The 16164-nt window shown below is 68.9% G+C and carries 17 protein-coding genes; 8 read left to right on the forward strand and 9 right to left on the reverse strand.

Features of this window, described 5'->3' with window-relative positions:
• Positions 1–52 precede the first annotated feature (52 nt).
• A complete protein-coding gene (locus tag HCA44_RS11305) occupies positions 53–1426 on the reverse strand; it encodes an MFS transporter (RefSeq protein WP_346764680.1) in 1374 nt (457 codons plus the stop codon).
• Between the two features lie 248 nt (positions 1427–1674).
• On the opposite strand from HCA44_RS11305, the gene nhaA reads away from it, so the two are divergent.
• Genes nhaA through HCA44_RS11320 form a run of 3 tightly spaced genes read left to right on the forward strand, consistent with a single transcriptional unit; the run spans position 1675 to position 4435 of the window.
• A complete protein-coding gene (gene nhaA / locus HCA44_RS11310; RefSeq protein ID WP_169648671.1) occupies positions 1675–2877 on the forward strand; it encodes a Na+/H+ antiporter NhaA in 1203 nt (400 codons plus the stop codon).
• Positions 2878–2901: 24 nt separating this feature from the next.
• The gene (locus HCA44_RS11315) at positions 2902–3423 is read left to right on the forward strand and encodes a phage holin family protein (protein WP_169648672.1); all 522 of its coding nucleotides are present in this window, start codon (positions 2902–2904) and stop codon (positions 3421–3423) included.
• A gap of 25 nt (positions 3424–3448) precedes the next feature.
• Positions 3449–4435 carry an alpha/beta hydrolase gene (locus HCA44_RS11320; protein ID WP_240945463.1) on the forward strand — a complete coding sequence of 329 codons (987 nt, stop codon included), beginning with the start codon at positions 3449–3451 and terminating at the stop codon, positions 4433–4435.
• A gap of 40 nt (positions 4436–4475) precedes the next feature.
• Here the strand turns inward: HCA44_RS11320 and HCA44_RS11325 are convergent, their stop codons facing one another.
• The 4 genes from HCA44_RS11325 to nth are packed head-to-tail and all read right to left on the reverse strand — an operon-like array spanning position 4476 to position 7790.
• Positions 4476–5666 (reverse strand): MarP family serine protease, encoded by a 1191-nt coding sequence (locus HCA44_RS11325; RefSeq protein WP_169648673.1) that lies wholly within the window; start codon positions 5664–5666, stop codon positions 4476–4478.
• Positions 5663–6451 carry a CoA pyrophosphatase gene (locus tag HCA44_RS11330; RefSeq protein WP_169648674.1) on the reverse strand — a complete coding sequence of 263 codons (789 nt, stop codon included), beginning with the start codon at positions 6449–6451 and terminating at the stop codon, positions 5663–5665. Before HCA44_RS11330 ends, HCA44_RS11325 begins: the two co-directional genes overlap by 4 nt.
• The gene (locus tag HCA44_RS11335; protein WP_169648675.1) at positions 6448–7107 is read right to left on the reverse strand and encodes a TlpA disulfide reductase family protein; all 660 of its coding nucleotides are present in this window, start codon (positions 7105–7107) and stop codon (positions 6448–6450) included. Before HCA44_RS11335 ends, HCA44_RS11330 begins: the two co-directional genes overlap by 4 nt.
• Positions 7108–7109: 2 nt before the next feature.
• On the reverse strand, positions 7110–7790 hold the full coding sequence (gene nth, locus HCA44_RS11340; protein WP_240945464.1) for an endonuclease III: 681 nt from the start codon (positions 7788–7790) through the stop codon (positions 7110–7112).
• Positions 7791–8012: 222 nt separating this feature from the next.
• Between nth and HCA44_RS11345 the strand changes: the two genes are divergently transcribed.
• Both HCA44_RS11345 and HCA44_RS11350 read left to right on the forward strand, forming a co-directional pair.
• Positions 8013–8231 (forward strand): hypothetical protein, encoded by a 219-nt coding sequence (locus HCA44_RS11345; RefSeq protein WP_169648677.1) that lies wholly within the window; start codon positions 8013–8015, stop codon positions 8229–8231.
• 297 nt (positions 8232–8528) lie between these two features.
• A complete protein-coding gene (locus HCA44_RS11350) occupies positions 8529–9203 on the forward strand; it encodes a Crp/Fnr family transcriptional regulator (RefSeq protein ID WP_169648678.1) in 675 nt (224 codons plus the stop codon).
• 87 nt (positions 9204–9290) lie between these two features.
• On the opposite strand, the gene HCA44_RS11355 is transcribed toward HCA44_RS11350, so the two are convergent.
• Genes HCA44_RS11355 through HCA44_RS11365 form a run of 3 tightly spaced genes read right to left on the reverse strand, consistent with a single transcriptional unit; the run spans position 9291 to position 10778 of the window.
• On the reverse strand, positions 9291–10091 hold the full coding sequence (locus tag HCA44_RS11355) for an MBL fold metallo-hydrolase (RefSeq protein WP_169648679.1): 801 nt from the start codon (positions 10089–10091) through the stop codon (positions 9291–9293).
• Entirely contained in the window at positions 10081–10593 is a 513-nt protein-coding gene (locus tag HCA44_RS11360) for a RidA family protein (protein ID WP_169648680.1), read from the reverse strand. Before HCA44_RS11360 ends, HCA44_RS11355 begins: the two co-directional genes overlap by 11 nt.
• A gap of 20 nt (positions 10594–10613) precedes the next feature.
• Positions 10614–10778, reverse strand: coding sequence for a DUF4177 domain-containing protein (locus tag HCA44_RS11365; protein ID WP_169648681.1), 165 nt, complete (start codon positions 10776–10778; stop codon positions 10614–10616).
• A 113-nt stretch (positions 10779–10891) separates the two neighbouring features.
• Between HCA44_RS11365 and HCA44_RS11370 the strand changes: the two genes are divergently transcribed.
• Together HCA44_RS11370 and HCA44_RS11375 are read left to right on the forward strand one after the other, a co-directional pair.
• Positions 10892–11908: an ArsA-related P-loop ATPase gene (locus HCA44_RS11370; RefSeq protein WP_346764681.1), complete on the forward strand. Its 1017-nt coding sequence runs from the start codon at positions 10892–10894 to the stop codon at positions 11906–11908.
• A gap of 47 nt (positions 11909–11955) precedes the next feature.
• Complete coding sequence (locus HCA44_RS11375) at positions 11956–13047, forward strand: ArsA family ATPase (RefSeq protein WP_240945475.1); 1092 nt, start codon at positions 11956–11958, stop codon at positions 13045–13047.
• A 96-nt stretch (positions 13048–13143) separates the two neighbouring features.
• Here the strand turns inward: HCA44_RS11375 and HCA44_RS11380 are convergent, their stop codons facing one another.
• On the reverse strand, positions 13144–13461 hold the full coding sequence (locus HCA44_RS11380; RefSeq protein WP_169648684.1) for a WhiB family transcriptional regulator: 318 nt from the start codon (positions 13459–13461) through the stop codon (positions 13144–13146).
• 344 nt (positions 13462–13805) lie between these two features.
• Between HCA44_RS11380 and HCA44_RS11385 the strand changes: the two genes are divergently transcribed.
• Positions 13806–16163, forward strand: coding sequence for a penicillin-binding protein (locus HCA44_RS11385; protein ID WP_169648874.1), 2358 nt, complete (start codon positions 13806–13808; stop codon positions 16161–16163).
• Position 16164 lies beyond the last annotated feature (1 nt).

Genomic DNA, 16164 nt, shown 5'->3' on the forward strand with positions numbered 1-16164 from the left:
CCCACCGCTGTGAGCACTTTGCGAGTCCCACAGACTCGCAAAGTGCTCACAGTCAGGTGGCGTCGAGCGAAGTGCCCCTGGTTTCCCGCATCACGAGCAGCGCGACGAACGTGGTGGCGGACGCGATCAGCAGGTAGACGCCCACCCACCCCACACCGTGGGTGGTCGCGAGCCATGTCGCGATGAACGGCGCGATGGCCGCGCCCAGAATGCTCGACGCGTTGTACGCGATGCCCGATCCGGTGTAGCGGACGTTCGTGGGGAACAGTTCGGGCAGCACCGCACTCATGGGCCCGAAGGTGAGGCCCATCAGCAGCATGCCGAGGATCAGGAAGAACACCATGCGGCCCTGGCTGATGGACTCGGTGTCCAGGATCAGGCCGAAGGTGAGTCCGAAGACCATGATCACGCCGGTGATGACGAGCAGCGTGGGGCGACGGCCGAAGCGGTCGGCGAGCCACCCGGACACGGGCACCATGGCGGCGAAGAACAGCACGGCGATCAGTTGCAGCACGAGGAAGTCGGCATAGCTGAAGCCCGCGCCGTGGCCGCCGTCGGCGGGAGTCTTGCCGGTGCCGAAGCTGAGCGCCCACGTGGTCATGATGTAGAAGAGCGTGTAGGTGCCGACCATGACGAAGGTGCCGATCAGCAACTGCTTCCAGCTCGTCTTGAACACCTGCGCGAGCGGCGCCTTGACCTTCTCGCCGCGTTCGACGGCCCGCGCGAACACCGGCGTCTCCTCGAGGCGCAGCCGCACGTAGAGCCCGATCATCACCATGACGGCGCTGAGCAGGAACGGGATACGCCAGCCCCACGACAGGAATGCGCTGTCGAGATCGGGGTCGGCGTTGTCGTGCCCGAGGCCGAGGGTGATGAGCAGGAACAGCCCGTTGGCGAGGAAGAAGCCGATGGGGGCACCGAGCTGCGGCCACATCGCCGCCCACGCGCGCTTGCCCTCCTTCGCCGTCTCGGTCGCGAGCAGGGCGGCGCCGCTCCACTCGCCGCCGAGTCCGAGGCCCTGGCAGAAACGCATGAGGGCGAGCAGCGCGGGCGCGAGGAGGCCGACCGCGTGGTAGGTGGGCAGCAAGCCGATCGCGAACGTCGCGATACCCATCGTCAGCAACGAGCCGACGAGCGTGGCCTTGCGGCCGATGCGGTCGCCGAAGTGGCCGAACAGGATCGACCCGAGCGGCCGCGCGACGAACGCGAGACCGAAGGTCGCGAGCGACGCGAGCAGCGCCGTGGTGGAGTCGCCCTTGGGGAAGAACAGGTGGGGAAAGACGGATACCGCGGCCGTCGCATAGATGTAGAAGTCGTAGAACTCGATCGACGTCCCGACCATGCTCGCGACGACGATGCGGCTGCGGGGAACGCCCGCGACGGTGTCGCTCGATTCACGACTCTGTTCGCCGACGGCAGTGCTCACGGCCTTCCCACTTTCACGCTGTGCGCCGCCGCACGATCACGGCACGCTTGTTCCAATAGATGAGACGACCGTCCATCAGGTAAGAGATTGAACACCCGAGCAGGCCTTATGTGCAAATAACCGACCTCACGGTGGTGCGCACCCCGCCCGTCGAGACGGGGCGCAGCCGAGTAGGGTGTCGATCCGGTGAGCCGGGAAGTCTGGTCGGCATACGATTCCCCGTACCGGACCGAAAGGCTCCCGCCTCCGTGACCACACGTCCCGCCTCCCGGCTCGCCGACCGTCTGCGCACCGAAACCGTCGGCGGCGCCCTGCTGCTCGTGGCCGCGGTCGTCGCCGTCGTATGGGCCAATTCGCCGATCGCCGACTGGTACACGACGCTGCGCGACACCCACCTCGGCCCAGAGGCATTGCATCTCGACCTCACGATCGGCACCTGGGCGCAGGACGGCCTGCTGGCGGTCTTCTTCTTCATCGCAGGCCTCGAACTCAAGTCCGAACTCGTGGTGGGCGAACTCGCCGACCGCAAGCGCGCGGCGCTGCCCGTACTGGCGGCGCTGGGTGGCGTGGTGGTGCCCGCGATCATCGCGTTCTCGATCGGCCACGGTCAGCCGGGCATGGACCAAGGATGGGCGATCCCGGTCGCGACGGACATCGCGTTCGCACTCGGCGTCTTCGCGCTCGCCGGCTCGCGCGTGCCGCCTGCTGCTCGCGTGTTCCTGCTCAGCCTCGCGGTGGTCGACGACCTCCTCGCGATCGCGATCATCGCGGTCGTGTTCACCGCATCGGTCGCGCTGATGTGGCTGCTCGCCGCGGTCGCCCTGCTCGTGGTGTATGCCCTCGCACAGCGTCGGCGCATCACGACACCGTGGCTGTACGTGCCCGTCGCGCTCGCCACCTGGTACTGCATCCACGAGGCCGGCATCCACGCCACGATCGCCGGTGTCGCGCTCGGCCTCCTCACTCGCGTGCGACGCGACCGCGGCGAGGAGGCCGCCCCCGCGCACCGTCTCGTCCACCGGATTCAGCCGTTCTCGGCGGGTCTCTGTGTGCCGCTGTTCGCGCTGTTCGCGTCGGGCGTCGCATTGTCGGGGGATGTCGTCGGCTCGTTGTTCACCAGCCCGGTGTCGCTCGCGGTGATCCTCGGCCTGCTGGTCGGCAAGCCGGTCGGCATCTTCGGTGTCACCGTCCTGGCCACCAAGCTCGGCATCGCGACCATGCCCCGTGGGGTCGGGTACCGCGACATGTTCGCCGTGTCCGTGCTCTGCGCGATCGGCTTCACGGTTAGCCTTCTTGTGACGGAACTGGCTTTGACCGGCTACGGCGACGAAGCAGAGTTGGCAAAGGCCGCGGTGCTCATGACATCGTTGGCTGCGTCGTTGATCGGTTCGGCGTTACTGTTGCGTCGCGGTCGGGTCACTCAGGCCCGCGAGCAGGGACCGGACGAGTAACAGCACACCTGGAGGGGTCGAAAGTTGAGCAACGCAGACAACCCGCGCTACACCGGTGACGGGGTTCCGCACACCGTCACCTCGATCCCGCTCACCGACCCGGATCGTCCCGCGGGCCGCGACGCGAGCATCGGCACGCTCGTCAAAGACGCCACCACACACATGTCGACCCTCGTCCGTTCCGAGATCGAACTCGCGAAGGCCGAGGTCACCGGCGAGGTCAAGAAGGGCCTGCAGGGCAGCCTGTTCTTCATCCTCGCGTTCACGGTGCTGCTGTTCAGTTCGTTCTTCTTCTTCTTCTTCCTCGCCGAACTGCTCGACCTGTGGCTCGCACACTGGGCGTCGTTCCTCATCGTGTTCGGCATCATGGTCGTCGCGACGATTTTCCTCGCACTGCTCGGCTACCTGCGGGTTCGCAAGCTGCGAGCTCCCGAGAAGACGATCGACTCGCTCAAGCAGACCAAGTCGGTGCTGCCGAACCGCGGCGAGCACGCCTCGTTGCCCGATCACGCGGCGGCTGCGCCGAACGGACGCCACGCGCGCTAGCTACGCGCCTGACCTCCCGGGTTCCATGCCTACGCCGTCCATGCCCACGCCCGACCCTGCCGTGCCCACATCGCCGCCGGATCCCTCGACGGTCCGCTACGACGGTCCGTGGGAGCACCGCGACATCCACGCCAACGGCATTCGGTTCCACACCGTGGGCAATCCGTCGGCGGGCGCCGACGCGCCGCTCGTGGTGCTGCTCCACGGCTTCGCCGACTTCTGGTGGTCGTGGCGGCACCAGATTCCGGCCCTCGCCGAAGCGGGCTACCGCGTCCTCGCGGTCGATCTGCGCGGCTACGGCGACTCCGACAAGCCGCCGCGCGGTTACGACGGATGGACTCTCGCGGGCGACATCGCGGGCCTGATCCGGGCCACCGGCAGCCCCGACGCGACGCTCGTCGGCCACTCGGACGGCGGGCTCGTGTGCTGGGCGACGGCCATTCTGCACCCGCAACTCGTGCGCGCGACCGCCGTCATCGGCTCGCCGCATCCCGCGGCACTGCGCCACGCCGTTCTGCACGACCGGCATCAGCGCGCGGCGCTGTTGCCGTCCTTCCTGTCGTGTCAGCCGCCGTGGCTGCCCGAGCGGCGGCTCACGGCCGACGGCGGGATCGACGTCGAGCGGATCATCCGTGCCCGCTCGGGGCCGGGTTTCGCGTCGGCACCGGACTTCCACGAGGTGCTCACGCGGATGCGGTCGGCGATCCAGATTCCGGGCACCGCGCACTGCACGCTCGAATACCAGCGGTGGGCATTTCGCAGTCAGTTCCGCCCGGACGGCAGACGGTTCATGACCGCGATGGACGAACGCCTCGACATCCCGGTGCTGCACCTGCGCGGCGAACTCGACCGGTACGTGCACGAAGCGACCATCCGGGCCAGCGCTCGGTGGGCACCCGCACAGCAGGTGCGCACGGTGGCCGCGGCAGGCCACTACGCGCACTGGGAGGCGCCGGAGCGCGTGACGTCGACCCTGCTCGATTTCCTGTCGGCCGACGCCGGAGCGCGCTGACTCCGCGCCGCACCGAGGCCTTGACCGCTCGCCCGGCGAATCAGCCGATGCACACCCCGGTCTCGACCTGAGCCGACGCCAACGCCCCGGCCTGCGCCTGCGGCGCGACCTCGCCCGCGGTGAGCGCGAAACCGGTGTCGCTGTTGTCGACCGCGGCACCGAACACGACACCGAGGACCTCGCCGTCGGGGCTCACCAACGGACCACCCGAGTTACCCTGCCGGATGCTGCCCCGCACCGTGTAGACCTCGCGCTGGACGTTGCCGGTGCGGTAGATGTCCGGCCCGTTGAGGTTGAGCGTCTCGCGTACGCGCGCCGCCGACGCGGTGTACGGGCCACCGCCGGGGAAGCCGAGGACCACCGCGTCGTCGCCCGTCATCGCACGATCGGGAGCGAACGACAGCGGCGCCGCGCCGAGTCCCGGGACGTCGAGCACCGCGACGTCGACCGCGGGATCGAACAGCACGACCGTCGCGTCGTATGCGGTGCCGTTCGACTCGACCGTGACGCCGGAGGTACCCGCGACGACGTGCGCGTTGGTCATGACCCGGCCCGGTGCGTAGACGAAGCCCGAGCCTTCGAGGGCGCGTTGGCAACTCGGCGCGAGCCCCTGCACCTCGACGACGCTCGACTGCAGGTTGCGGGCGACGGGGCTGTCGAGCACGCTCTGGTCCGGAGCTTCGACCTCCGCGACCGGCGTGCGGCCGAACGGGCCGATCACGTCGGGCAGGCCCGACGTGTCGAGCAGCGACGTGAACTCGGCAGGCAGATTGCGCATCCACTGCGGCGCGAGCTCGTCGACACGTTCGAGCACCTGCGAGCCGCGCACCGCACCCGCGATCGTGGGCGAGGATGCCGACGTGAGCGGGATGGCGAGCAGCCATGCCGCGACGAACACCGCGACGGCCTGGACGACGGCACCGATCACGCTGTCGACGCCGCGCGCGGCCGGGCTGTGCATCACGCCGCGCGCGGCGCGGCCCAACACCATGCCCGCGACCTCACCGATCACGACCAGGACGACGATGAGCGCGATGCCCGCCAGCACGCGCCAGCGGCTGTCGTCGATGTGCACCAGGACGTGCGGCGCGATCATGATGCCCGCGACCGCGCCGACGACGACGCCGAGGAACGCGAGGATCGACGCGACCGCGCCCTGCCGCCAACCCGACGACGCCGCGACGAGCGCGATCAGGACGAGGAAGACGTCCACCCAGTTCGAGCCGGTCATCCGTGACGCTCCGCTTCGTGCGCACGGACAGCATCCCCAGGACGGACCGTGGATTCGGGACGGACCGTGGATTCGGGTCGCAGGTCGGGCATTTGGCCCGCCGCGGCGAGTGCCGCGTCGAGGTCACGCACGTCGTCGACGTCCCACGGCAACTCCCACCCGGAGACGGCGAGGATGCCGGCGAGCACGCCCGCCGTGAAGCCCCACACGAGCATGCCCGACACGTCGAACGCCGGCCCCTGGTAGCCCGCCGGGTGCCGGACCTGGAAACGGTTGCGCGGGTCGATCAGTTCGTGGACCGGCACGCGCGCGACGCGCGCGGCCTCGCGGCGGTCGACGACGTCGACGGGACTCGGCGTCGCCCAGTACGCGAGGACCGGGGTGACGTCGAAACCGGAAACGGGAACGAAGATGTCGGGCAGCGTCGTGAGCAGCCGGACGCCGGACGGGTCGAGGCCCGTCTCCTCACGCGCTTCGCGCAGCGCGGTGTCGGCCGGACCGTCGTCCTCCGGATCGGCTGCGCCGCCGGGGAAGGCCACCTGTCCGCTGTGCTGCCGGAGGGTGGCGGCGCGCTGGGTGAGCAACAGTTCCGCGTCCTCGGGCAGCCCGCCGTGGACGAGCGGATCGGCGTTCGGCGACCCGCCGAAGAGGACGAGGACGGCCGCGGGCCGCGTGCGGCTGCCCGCCGGGGGCCTTCGGTCGAGAACGGGATTGGCGGCGTGCGGATCGAAGGGCGTCGACGTCGCGGCCTTACGCAGCCACTCGGGTGCGTCGAGAGCGTTCACGCGACCACCCCCAGGCCGTCGCGCACCGCGTCACGGATCTCGGCGACACTGTCGAACGGCTTCGGCAGAACCGACGCGACGGTGCCGTCCGCGCGGACGAGCACGGACACCGGCAGGACCGCGGGTGCGCCGACCGCGGCCTGGACACGGGCAGATCCGTCCTGGACGCCGGGGAGCGTGACGCCGTAGTCGGCGAGCCGCGCGAGCGCGTTGGCTTCGTTCGTGTCGGTGTGCACTGTGAGCACAGTAACGGCGTCTCCCGCCTCCGCGGAAAACTGCTGGAGATACGGCAATTCCTCGGCACACGGCGCGCACCAGTAGGCCCACAGGTTGACCAGCGCGGGCTTGCCCGCAAGCGCCTCCGCGAGGTCGACGGGCGCGCCGTCGCCGAGACACGTGAGGGTGACACCCGCGAACGGAGAATCGGCCACCGGGGCGCCCGAGGGCGCCGGGCACGGCGCGAGCGCGGCCCGCTCCCGGGCATCGGCGAGCGCGCTCTCGTCGACGGGCCCGCTCGGTGTCGCGGTGGAGCCGGTGAACCGATCGGCGTGGGTGTCGCCGGCGTCGCCCGCATCCGAACGCGGCCACAGCGCGACCACGAGCGCGGCGATGACCACGAGCACGGCGACGCTCCACCGTGCGGCAGATTTGGACACTCCTACATCCCCGCCAGTTCGAGCAGGTGGTCACGTTCGGGGCCGCGCACGAGGTCGGCGGCGGCCTGTTTGTCGACCGGACCGAGCCCGTACGACGGGCAGTCCTTGGCGAGCACGCACACGCCGCATGCCGGCTTGCGCGAGTGGCACACGCGCCTGCCGTGGAAGATGACGCGGTGCGACAGGTCGGTCCATTCCTTGCGGGGGATCAGCGCACCGACCGCGTGCTCGACCTTGACGGGGTCCTCTTCGTCGGTCCACTTCCAGCGACGCGTGAGCCGGCCGAAGTGCGTGTCGACCGTGATTCCGGGGATGCCGAATGCATTGCCGAGGATCACATTCGCCGTCTTGCGGCCCACCCCGGGCAACTCGACGAGTTCGGCGAGCGTGCGGGGGACCTCGCCGTCGTGCCGCGTGAGCAGCGCCTGACCGAGACCCATCAGCGAGTTCGCCTTGTTGCGGTAGAAGCCCGACGAGCGGATGTACTCCTCGAGCTCGGTTCGATCGGCTTCCGCGTAGTCGCGGGCGGTGCGGTAGCGCGCGAACAACGCGGGCGTGAGCTGGTTGACGCGCACATCGGTGGTCTGCGCCGAGAGGATCGTGGCGACGGTCAGTTCGAGGGGCGTCGTGAAGTCGAGCTCGCAGTACACGTGCGGGAATGCGACGGCCAGCGCGCGATTCATGCGACGTGCCCGGCGGACCAGCGCCAAATGGGATTCCTCACGAACCGGCCGGTCCGTGACCGTGCTGTCGCGGGGGGCCGCGGCTTTCCGCGCTCGCGCCCGTCCTCGCACGTCGGAGCCGTTCTCACCCGTTTTCGCCACGATCACAACTGTACGTAGGTCGCGCGCGTGAAGCCCGGGGCCGTGTCGCATCCGAGACCTGAAACGTGTTTACTGCGCTGTATGCAAGGTCTGGCCGTCGTCCTCTTCCCAGTGCTGCTGATGCTGTTCGCTCTGGCGATGGAACGAGTGGAAGTCCGACTCCAGCGGCTGTCCGTCCGCGAACAGGAGGTCGAGGAGTTCCTCGACCGCGCCAACGGCGACGAGGTCGCCACGCTCGCGCACCAGGGCTTCCCGCACGCGCTCGCGCACCTGAACCAGCGCGCCAAGCGCGCAGGCTGAGCCACGGGCGAAGGCGGCCCGAAGATCCCCGTCTTCACCCGCCTTTTACCTCGTCACCCGCTGTTTTGGTAGTTTCGGTGCGGCAGAACTGCACCACTACCGAAGGTGCCGGGTGGTATCCGTCACTCGCGCCGGCGCACAGCCACGTAGAATTCACATCTGTACCAGTTGTGCGGCCGTGTTTCGCGGGGATCCCGCGTGCCCGCGCAGCGCGTCGTACTGTGATGTGCGGCGATGCACACGCAAGAATGTGTGACGGTGCACACGGAGAGAACGAACCGAATTCAAGGAGCGCACGTGGACGACGTCCTGGCAAGAGCCGGCATCTTCCAAGGAGTCGAGCCCTCAGCGGTGGCGGCGCTGACCAAGCAGCTGCAGCCGGTCGACTTCCCACGAGGGCATGTCATCTTCAACGAGGGCGAGCCGGGCGACCGGCTGTACATCATCATTTCGGGCAAGGTGAAGCTCGGCCGCCGCTCCCCCGACGGTCGCGAGAACCTGCTGACGATCATGGGCCCGTCCGACATGTTCGGCGAGCTGTCGATCTTCGACCCGGGTCCCCGCACGTCGACGGCCACCACCGTCACCGAGGTCCGCGCCGTGAGCATGGACCGCGACGCCCTCAAGCAGTGGATCGACCATCGCCCCGAGATCTCCGAGCAGCTGCTCCGTGTGCTCGCACGCCGCCTGCGCCGCACGAACAACAACCTCGCCGACCTCATCTTCACCGACGTCCCCGGTCGTGTCGCGAAGGCGCTGCTGCAGCTCGCGCAGCGTTTCGGCACTCAGGAAGCGGGCGCGCTGCGGGTCACGCACGACCTCACGCAGGAAGAGATCGCGCAGCTCGTCGGCGCGTCGCGCGAGACCGTCAACAAGGCGCTCGCCGACTTCGCACACCGCGGCTGGCTGCGCCTCGAAGGCAAGAGCGTCCTGATCTCGGACTCCGAGCGGCTCGCACGCCGCGCGCGCTGACCTCTCCGGCTCCCGCCCCGGCCCGGCACCGAACGCCCTCGGTGCCGGGCCGGTCGCGTCGGGGCGGACGGCCCGCCAGCGAACCGATCAGCGGCGAAGGTACTCGAGCTGGACGTTGACCGACTTCTCGGCGACGGGCCACAGTTTGGGGTCGACGTCCGTGTAGACGTGCTCGACGACGGCCTCGACCGGCGCGTCGGCGCCGAGGTCCGCGAGCGCGGCGCGCACCTGGTCGAGCCGTTCCTCGCGGTGCGCGAGATAGCCGCGCGCGATCGTCTCCAGATCGGGCAGATCGGGTCCGTGCCCGGGGAGCACGGGAATGTTCGGGCCGAGATCGATCAGCCTGCGCAACGACGACAGGTAGTCACCGAGGTCGCCGTCCGTGTCGTCGAGCACCGTGGTGCCGCGGCCGAGGATCGTGTCGCCGGTGACGACGGCCGCGCCCGCGTCGCCCTGTGCGGCCCGCACATGCAAAGACACCGAGTCCGCCGTGTGCCCGGGTGTGGGGACGACCGTCACCACGAGGCCCGCGACCTCGATGACCTCGCCGGGCTCGTACGAGTTGCCGCCGCCACGATGGAATCGCGGGTCGACCGCGCGGACGGACGCCCCGGTGCGTTCGACGAAGCCGTCGATGCCGTCGGTGTGGTCGTGATGGCGGTGGGTGACGAGGGTGAGCGCGACCGGACCGACCTCCGCGAGGACGTCCAGGTGCGCGTCGTCGGCCTCTCCGGGGTCGACGACGACGCACTCGTCGTGGCCGGGCGCACGCAGCACCCACGTGTTGGTGCCGTCGAGCGTCATCATGCCGGGGTTGTTCTCGAGCACGACCGACGCCAGCGGTGTCACCTCACGGACGCGGCCGTAGGCCGGATGCTCAACCGGCATCGGTGGAGTCCTCTTCTTCCCGGTCGACCACGATCTCGGCGACCAGTTCGATTTCGACGGGCGCACCGAGCGGCAACTCGGCCACGCCGACTGCCGAACGGGCATGCTGCCCGGCGTCGCCGAAGATCTCGCCCAACAGCTCGCTCGCACCGTTGACGACGAACGGCTGGCGCGTGAAACCGTCGGCCGACGCGACGAACCCGACAACCTTGACGATGCGTACGACGCTGTCGATGCCGGCCGCGGCGTCGAGGGCCGCGAGGGCATTGAGCGCGCACGCCTTCGCGGCGTCCTTCGCCTGCTCCTCGGTGACCTCGGCGCCGACCTTGCCCGCGACGGTGAGTTCGCCTGCGAGCAGCGGCAGTTGGCCCGACGTGTACACGTGCGTGCCGGACACGACCGCGGGCACGTACGCCGCGACGGGAGCGGCGACGGGCGGCAGCGTGATGCCGAGTTCGACGAGCTTGCCGGTCCAGCTGCCCGCGTTGATGCTCTCGCTCATGTGCTCAGCCTTTCGTGTGCTCACTCTTTCGGGCGCTTGAGGTAGGCCACGTGCTGTTCCCCGGTGGGACCGGGAAGAACGGTGACGAGTTCCCAGCCGTCTCCGCCCCACTGATCGAGGATCTGCTTGGTGGCATGGGTCAACAGCGGAACGGTCGCGTACTCCCACGAAGTCGATTCACTCATGGAGCGAGCCTATCCTGCGCCGACCGCGCTGTACCGGGTCCGCTCGACACGTACCGCACAGCTGTCGCGAGTCTGTCGCACATCGCCTCTCCATGCCTTATAGGCTCGGCGTCGTGGTTGCATCTCCCAAGCTGTCCACCGGGGCGTGGCCCGACGCGGCGGCGCGTGCTCGACTCCACTTCGTGTCGGGCAAGGGCGGCACCGGCAAGTCGACGGTCGCCGCGGCGCTCGCACTCGCGTTGGCCGAGGGCGGCAGACGGGTGCTGCTCGTCGAAGTCGAAGGCCGCCAGGGCATCGCGCAACTGTTCGAAGTGCCACCGTTGCCGCCGGAGGAGACGCGCGTGGCCGCGGCCGAGGGCGGCGGCGAGGTGGTGGCGCTCGCGATCGACATCGAGACCGCCTTTCTCGAGTACCTCGACATGTTCTACAACCTGGGTTTCGCGGGCCGGGCGATGCGCAAGTTCGGGGCGATCGAGTTCGCGACCACCATCGCGCCGGGTCTTCGCGACGTCCTGCTGACCGGCAAGATCAAGGAGACCGCCGTCCGCACCGACAAGGACGGCACCCGCGCGTACGACGCGGTCGTGGTGGACGCGCCGCCCACCGGGCGCATCGGCAGCTTCCTCGACGTCACGCAGGCGATGGCCGATCTCGCGAAGGGCGGTCCGGTGCGCGCACAGAGCGAGGGCGTCGTGCGGATGCTGCACTCGGACGAGACCGTCGTGCATCTCGTGACTCTGCTCGAGGCGCTGCCGGTGCAGGAGACCGCGGACGCAGCCGCCGAACTCGCCGCGTCGGGCCTGAATCTGGGCGCGGTGGTGGTCAATCGGACGAGCCCGCAGTTCCTGCCCGAGGACGTCGTGACAGCAGCGGCGGACGGCGTGCTCGACGCCGAGTCGATTCGCGCCGACCTGTCCGGCGCCGGGGTCTCGCTGTCCGACGAGGACTTCGCGGGCCTGCTGACGGAGACCATCGAGCATGCGTCGGTCGTCGAGGCGCAGGCGCGAAGCGCGGAACAGTTGTCGCAGGTCGGTGGTGCGCGGCTGCAGCTGCCGGCGCTCGTCGAGGGTATCGACCTGGGCGCGCTGTACGAACTCGCCGACGCGCTGCGCGAACAGGGCGTCCGATGAGCGCCGCCGAGCGGGACACCCGCAGGCAGGCGCTCGACGTCGGCGACATGCTGGCGAACCCGAAGACCCACATCATCGTGTGCTGCGGCGCGGGCGGCGTCGGCAAGACCACTACCGCCGCGGCACTCGCGGTGCGCGCTGCCGAACAGGGCAGGCGAGTCGTCGTGCTCACGATCGACCCTGCACGCCGCCTCGCGCAGGCGCTCGGTGTCGACGAACTGGACAACGCGCCGCAGCCGGTCGATCTCGGCCCGGACGCGCGCGGCGAACTGCACGCGATGATGCTCAACATGCGTCGCACATTCGACGAGATGGTGATCGAACATTCGCCCCCGGACCGAGCAGAGCAGATTCTGGCGAATCCCTTCTATCAAACCGTCGCCACGTCGTTCTCCGGCACGCAGGAGTACATGGCGATGGAGAAACTCGGGCAGCTCGCACAGAGCGGCGAGTGGGATCTCGTGGTGGTCGACACGCCCCCGTCGCGCAACGCTCTCGATTTCCTCGACGCGCCGCAACGGCTCGGCGCCTTCCTCGACGGCCGGATGATCCGGTTGCTCACCGCACCGGGTCGTGGCATCTCGCGGCTCGTCACGGGCGCGATGGGGCTTGCCCTCAAGGGTGTCTCGACCATCGTCGGCAGTCAGATGTTGTCGGACGCGTCGAGCTTCGTGCAGTCGCTGGACTCGATGTTCGGGGGTTTCCGCGAGCGCGCCAACCGCACCTACGAGTTGCTGCGGCAGCCGGAGACCCGGTTCGTCGTTGTGTCGGCGGCCGAACCGGACGCGCTGCGCGAGGCGGCGTTCTTCGTCGACCGGTTGACCGAGGATTCGATGCCCCTCGCCGGACTCGTGCTCAATCGCACGCATCCGACGCTGCTGTCGCTCTCCCCCGAGATCGCCGCCGAGGCTGCCGAGCGGCTGGACGCCGGCGACCTGGAGTCGCGGGCCACCAGCGCGGGCGTGTTGCGGATCCACGCGCACCGGGCGGTCACCGCGCGGCGCGAGGTGCGACTGCTGGGCCGGTTCACGTCGAACCACCCCCGGGTCCCGATCGTGGGTGTGCCGTCGCTGCCGTTCGAGGTGTCGGACCTCGAGGCACTACGCGCAGTGGGTGACCAGCTCACCCACACCACGTGAACCGATCACCCACCGAACGCCCGGATCCACCGGTGCGCACCTGGTCGTGACACCGCCGTGACCGGAACGGTCACGGGTGCGCGCGCTGCCGGCCCGTCACATCGCTTTCTGCGCGCGCTGGGCGGCAAAGAAGTCGGCCCACGACTCGACCTCGGGATGCTGCTTGAGCAGGGCACGGCGCTGGCGTTCGGTCATCCCGCCCCACACACCGAACTCCACACGATTGTCGAGGGCATCAGCTCCGCACTCCATCACGACCGGGCAGTGCCTGCAGATGGTCGCGGCCTTGCGCTGGGCTGCACCGCGGACGAACAGCTCGTCGGGATCGACTTGGCGGCAGCGTGCCTGGGTGACCCATGCGATCCGTGCTTCTGCTTCTTCGACGTTGAGCCGGTTGGGAGTGGATGTGTGCATGCTGTGTGTCCCCTCTTCGTGTCCGAACACCGCGCGAACGGTGCTCACGTGCTCCCACGTTCACGGGTCCTGTACCCCTCACCCACGCGCGAACACTCCTCATTGGGTGTTATCTACGTCACACTGTTCTCACAATCTAGGACGCACTCACCGGCAATGCAAGACGCTTGGTCGGTTTTAGTGGTACGTACGTCTCTACCTGTGACAACACCCCGGTTACCCCCTCGCAGGATTGTCAAACCACCTCTTCGGAACATGCCGACGTCGACCGGCGGGACGGGCTCGACGTAGCACGTACTCTGTAGCGCGTGGCAAAGGCGAACCCCGTGGCAAAAGCGAACATTGTGTGGAAGCTGGTGGGCTGCTCGATCCTCGCGGGTGTGCTGCTCGCCGGGATCCTGTTCCCCGTCGCCGGTGGCTTCGGGTACGCCTCGAACCGCGCCGCCGACACCGTCGACAATGTGTCCGCCGAGCTCGTCGAGGGCACCGTCCCGGCCGTCTCCACGATGGTCGACGTCGACGGCAATCCCATCGCGTGGCTCTACGACCAGCGCCGCTTCGAGGTGCCGAGCGAGAAGATCTCGAACGACATGAAGCTCGCGATCGTGTCGATCGAGGACCGGCGGTTCGCCGAACACCAGGGCGTCGACTGGCAGGGCACCATCCGCGCATTCCTCACCAACACGTCGAGCGGCGAGGTGCAGCAGGGCGCGTCCACGCTCGATCAGCAGTACGTCAAGAACTATCAGCTGCTGGTCGTCGCGAAGACCGACGCCGAACGCCGCGCCGCGATCGAGACCACACCCGCGCGCAAGATCCGAGAGATCCGCATGGCGCTCACGCTGGACAAGGAGCTCACGAAGGACGAGATCCTCACGCGCTATCTCAACCTCGTGCCGTTCGGCAACGGCTCGTTCGGCATCCAGGACGCCGCACAGACCTACTTCGGCATCGACGCGTCGGAGCTGAACGCGACACAGTCGGCGATGCTCGCGGGCATGGTGCAGTCGAGCTCCGCGCTCAACCCGTACACCAACCCCGAGGGGGTCACGGCGCGCCGCAACACCGTGCTGGACACGATGATCGCGAACATCCCCGAACGGGCCGCCGAGTTCCGTGCCGCCAAGGACGAACCGCTCGGGGTGCTGCCCGAACCCAAGACACTCCCCCGCGGCTGCATCGCGGCGGGCGACCGCGGATTCTTCTGCGACTACGCATTGCAGTACCTGGCCGAGGCAGGCCTCAGTCGCGAACAGATCGACCGCGGCGGCTACCTGATCAAGACCACGCTCGACCCGCAGGTGCAAGCCGCGACGAAGGCCGCGGTCACCGCGACCGCGAGTCCGCACCTACCGGACATCGCGAATGTCATGAACGTCGTGCAACCCGGTCAGGACCAGCACCGCGTCCTTGCGATGACGTCGAGCCGAACATACGGCCTCGACGTCGATGCGCACGAAACCGTCCAACCGCAGCCGTATTCGCTCGGCGGCGCGGGAGCCGGGTCGATCTTCAAACTCTTCACCACCGCAGCCGCGATGGAGAAGGGTCTCGGCACCAGTGCGGTACTCGACGTCCCCGGGCGGTTCGAGGCGCGGGGCATGGGTAGCGGCGGCGCCGCCGGCTGTCCCGCCGCCACGTACTGCGTGGAGAACGTGGGACGCTACCCGGCTCAGATGTCGGTGACCGATGCGCTCGCGCAGTCGCCGAACACCGCATTCGTCAAGCTGATTCAGCAGACGGGCGTCGGCCCCACCGTCGACATGGCGGTGCGCCTCGGCATGCGCTCGTACGCCGAACCGAACACGTCCGGTTTCGACAATCGCAGCATGGCCGACTTCCAGAAGGACCAGAACCTCGGGTCGTTCACGCTCGGCCCCACGTGGATCAACCCGCTCGAACTGTCGAACGTCGCGGCCACGCTCGCCTCGCACGGCAAGTGGTGCCCGCCGACGCCGATCGACTCGGTGTTCGACCGCGAGGGCAAGCCGGTGTCGATCACGCAGCAGGCGTGCGAACAGGTCGTGGAGCCCGGTCTCGCCGACACGCTCGCGAACGCGATGAGCAAGGACGACCAGCCGGGCGGCACGTCGGCCGCCGCGGCGGGCAGCGTCGGCTGGTCGCTGCCCATGTCGGGCAAGACCGGCACCACCGAGTCGCACATGTCGTCGGGCTTCCTCGGCTTCACCAACAACCTCGCAGCCGCGTCGTACATCTTCGGCGACTCGCCGACTCCCGGCGAGATCTGCTCGGGGCCGCTGCGCTCGTGCGGCGACGGAAACCTGTACGGCGGCAACGAGCCCGCTCAGACGTGGTACAAGGCGATCAGTCCGATCGTGAACGACTTCGGCCCCACATCGTTGCCGCCGACGGACGACAAGTACGTACGGGGTTCGCAGGCCGGTCAGGTGCCCGACGTCGTCGGCATGACGCAGTCGCAGGCCACCTCGACGTTGCAGGCCGCGGGTTTCCAGGTCACGTCGCTCACGATCGATTCCGACGCGGCGAAGGGCAATGTGGTGAGCCAGGCGCCGTCCGGCTCCGCGGTGCCGGGGTCGACCATCACGATCTCGATCAGCGACGGGTCGAAGCGCAACACGGCGGGTGACCAGCCCAACGGAGGCGGTGGACCGAACACGGTGCCGCCGATACAGATACCGGGGCTGCCACCGATCCAGGTTCCTCCGATACCCGGCCGCTAGC

It is taken from the genome of Rhodococcus sp. HNM0569 (assembly GCF_012726205.1).
Taxonomy (GTDB): Bacteria; Actinomycetota; Actinomycetes; order Mycobacteriales; family Mycobacteriaceae; genus Rhodococcus_F.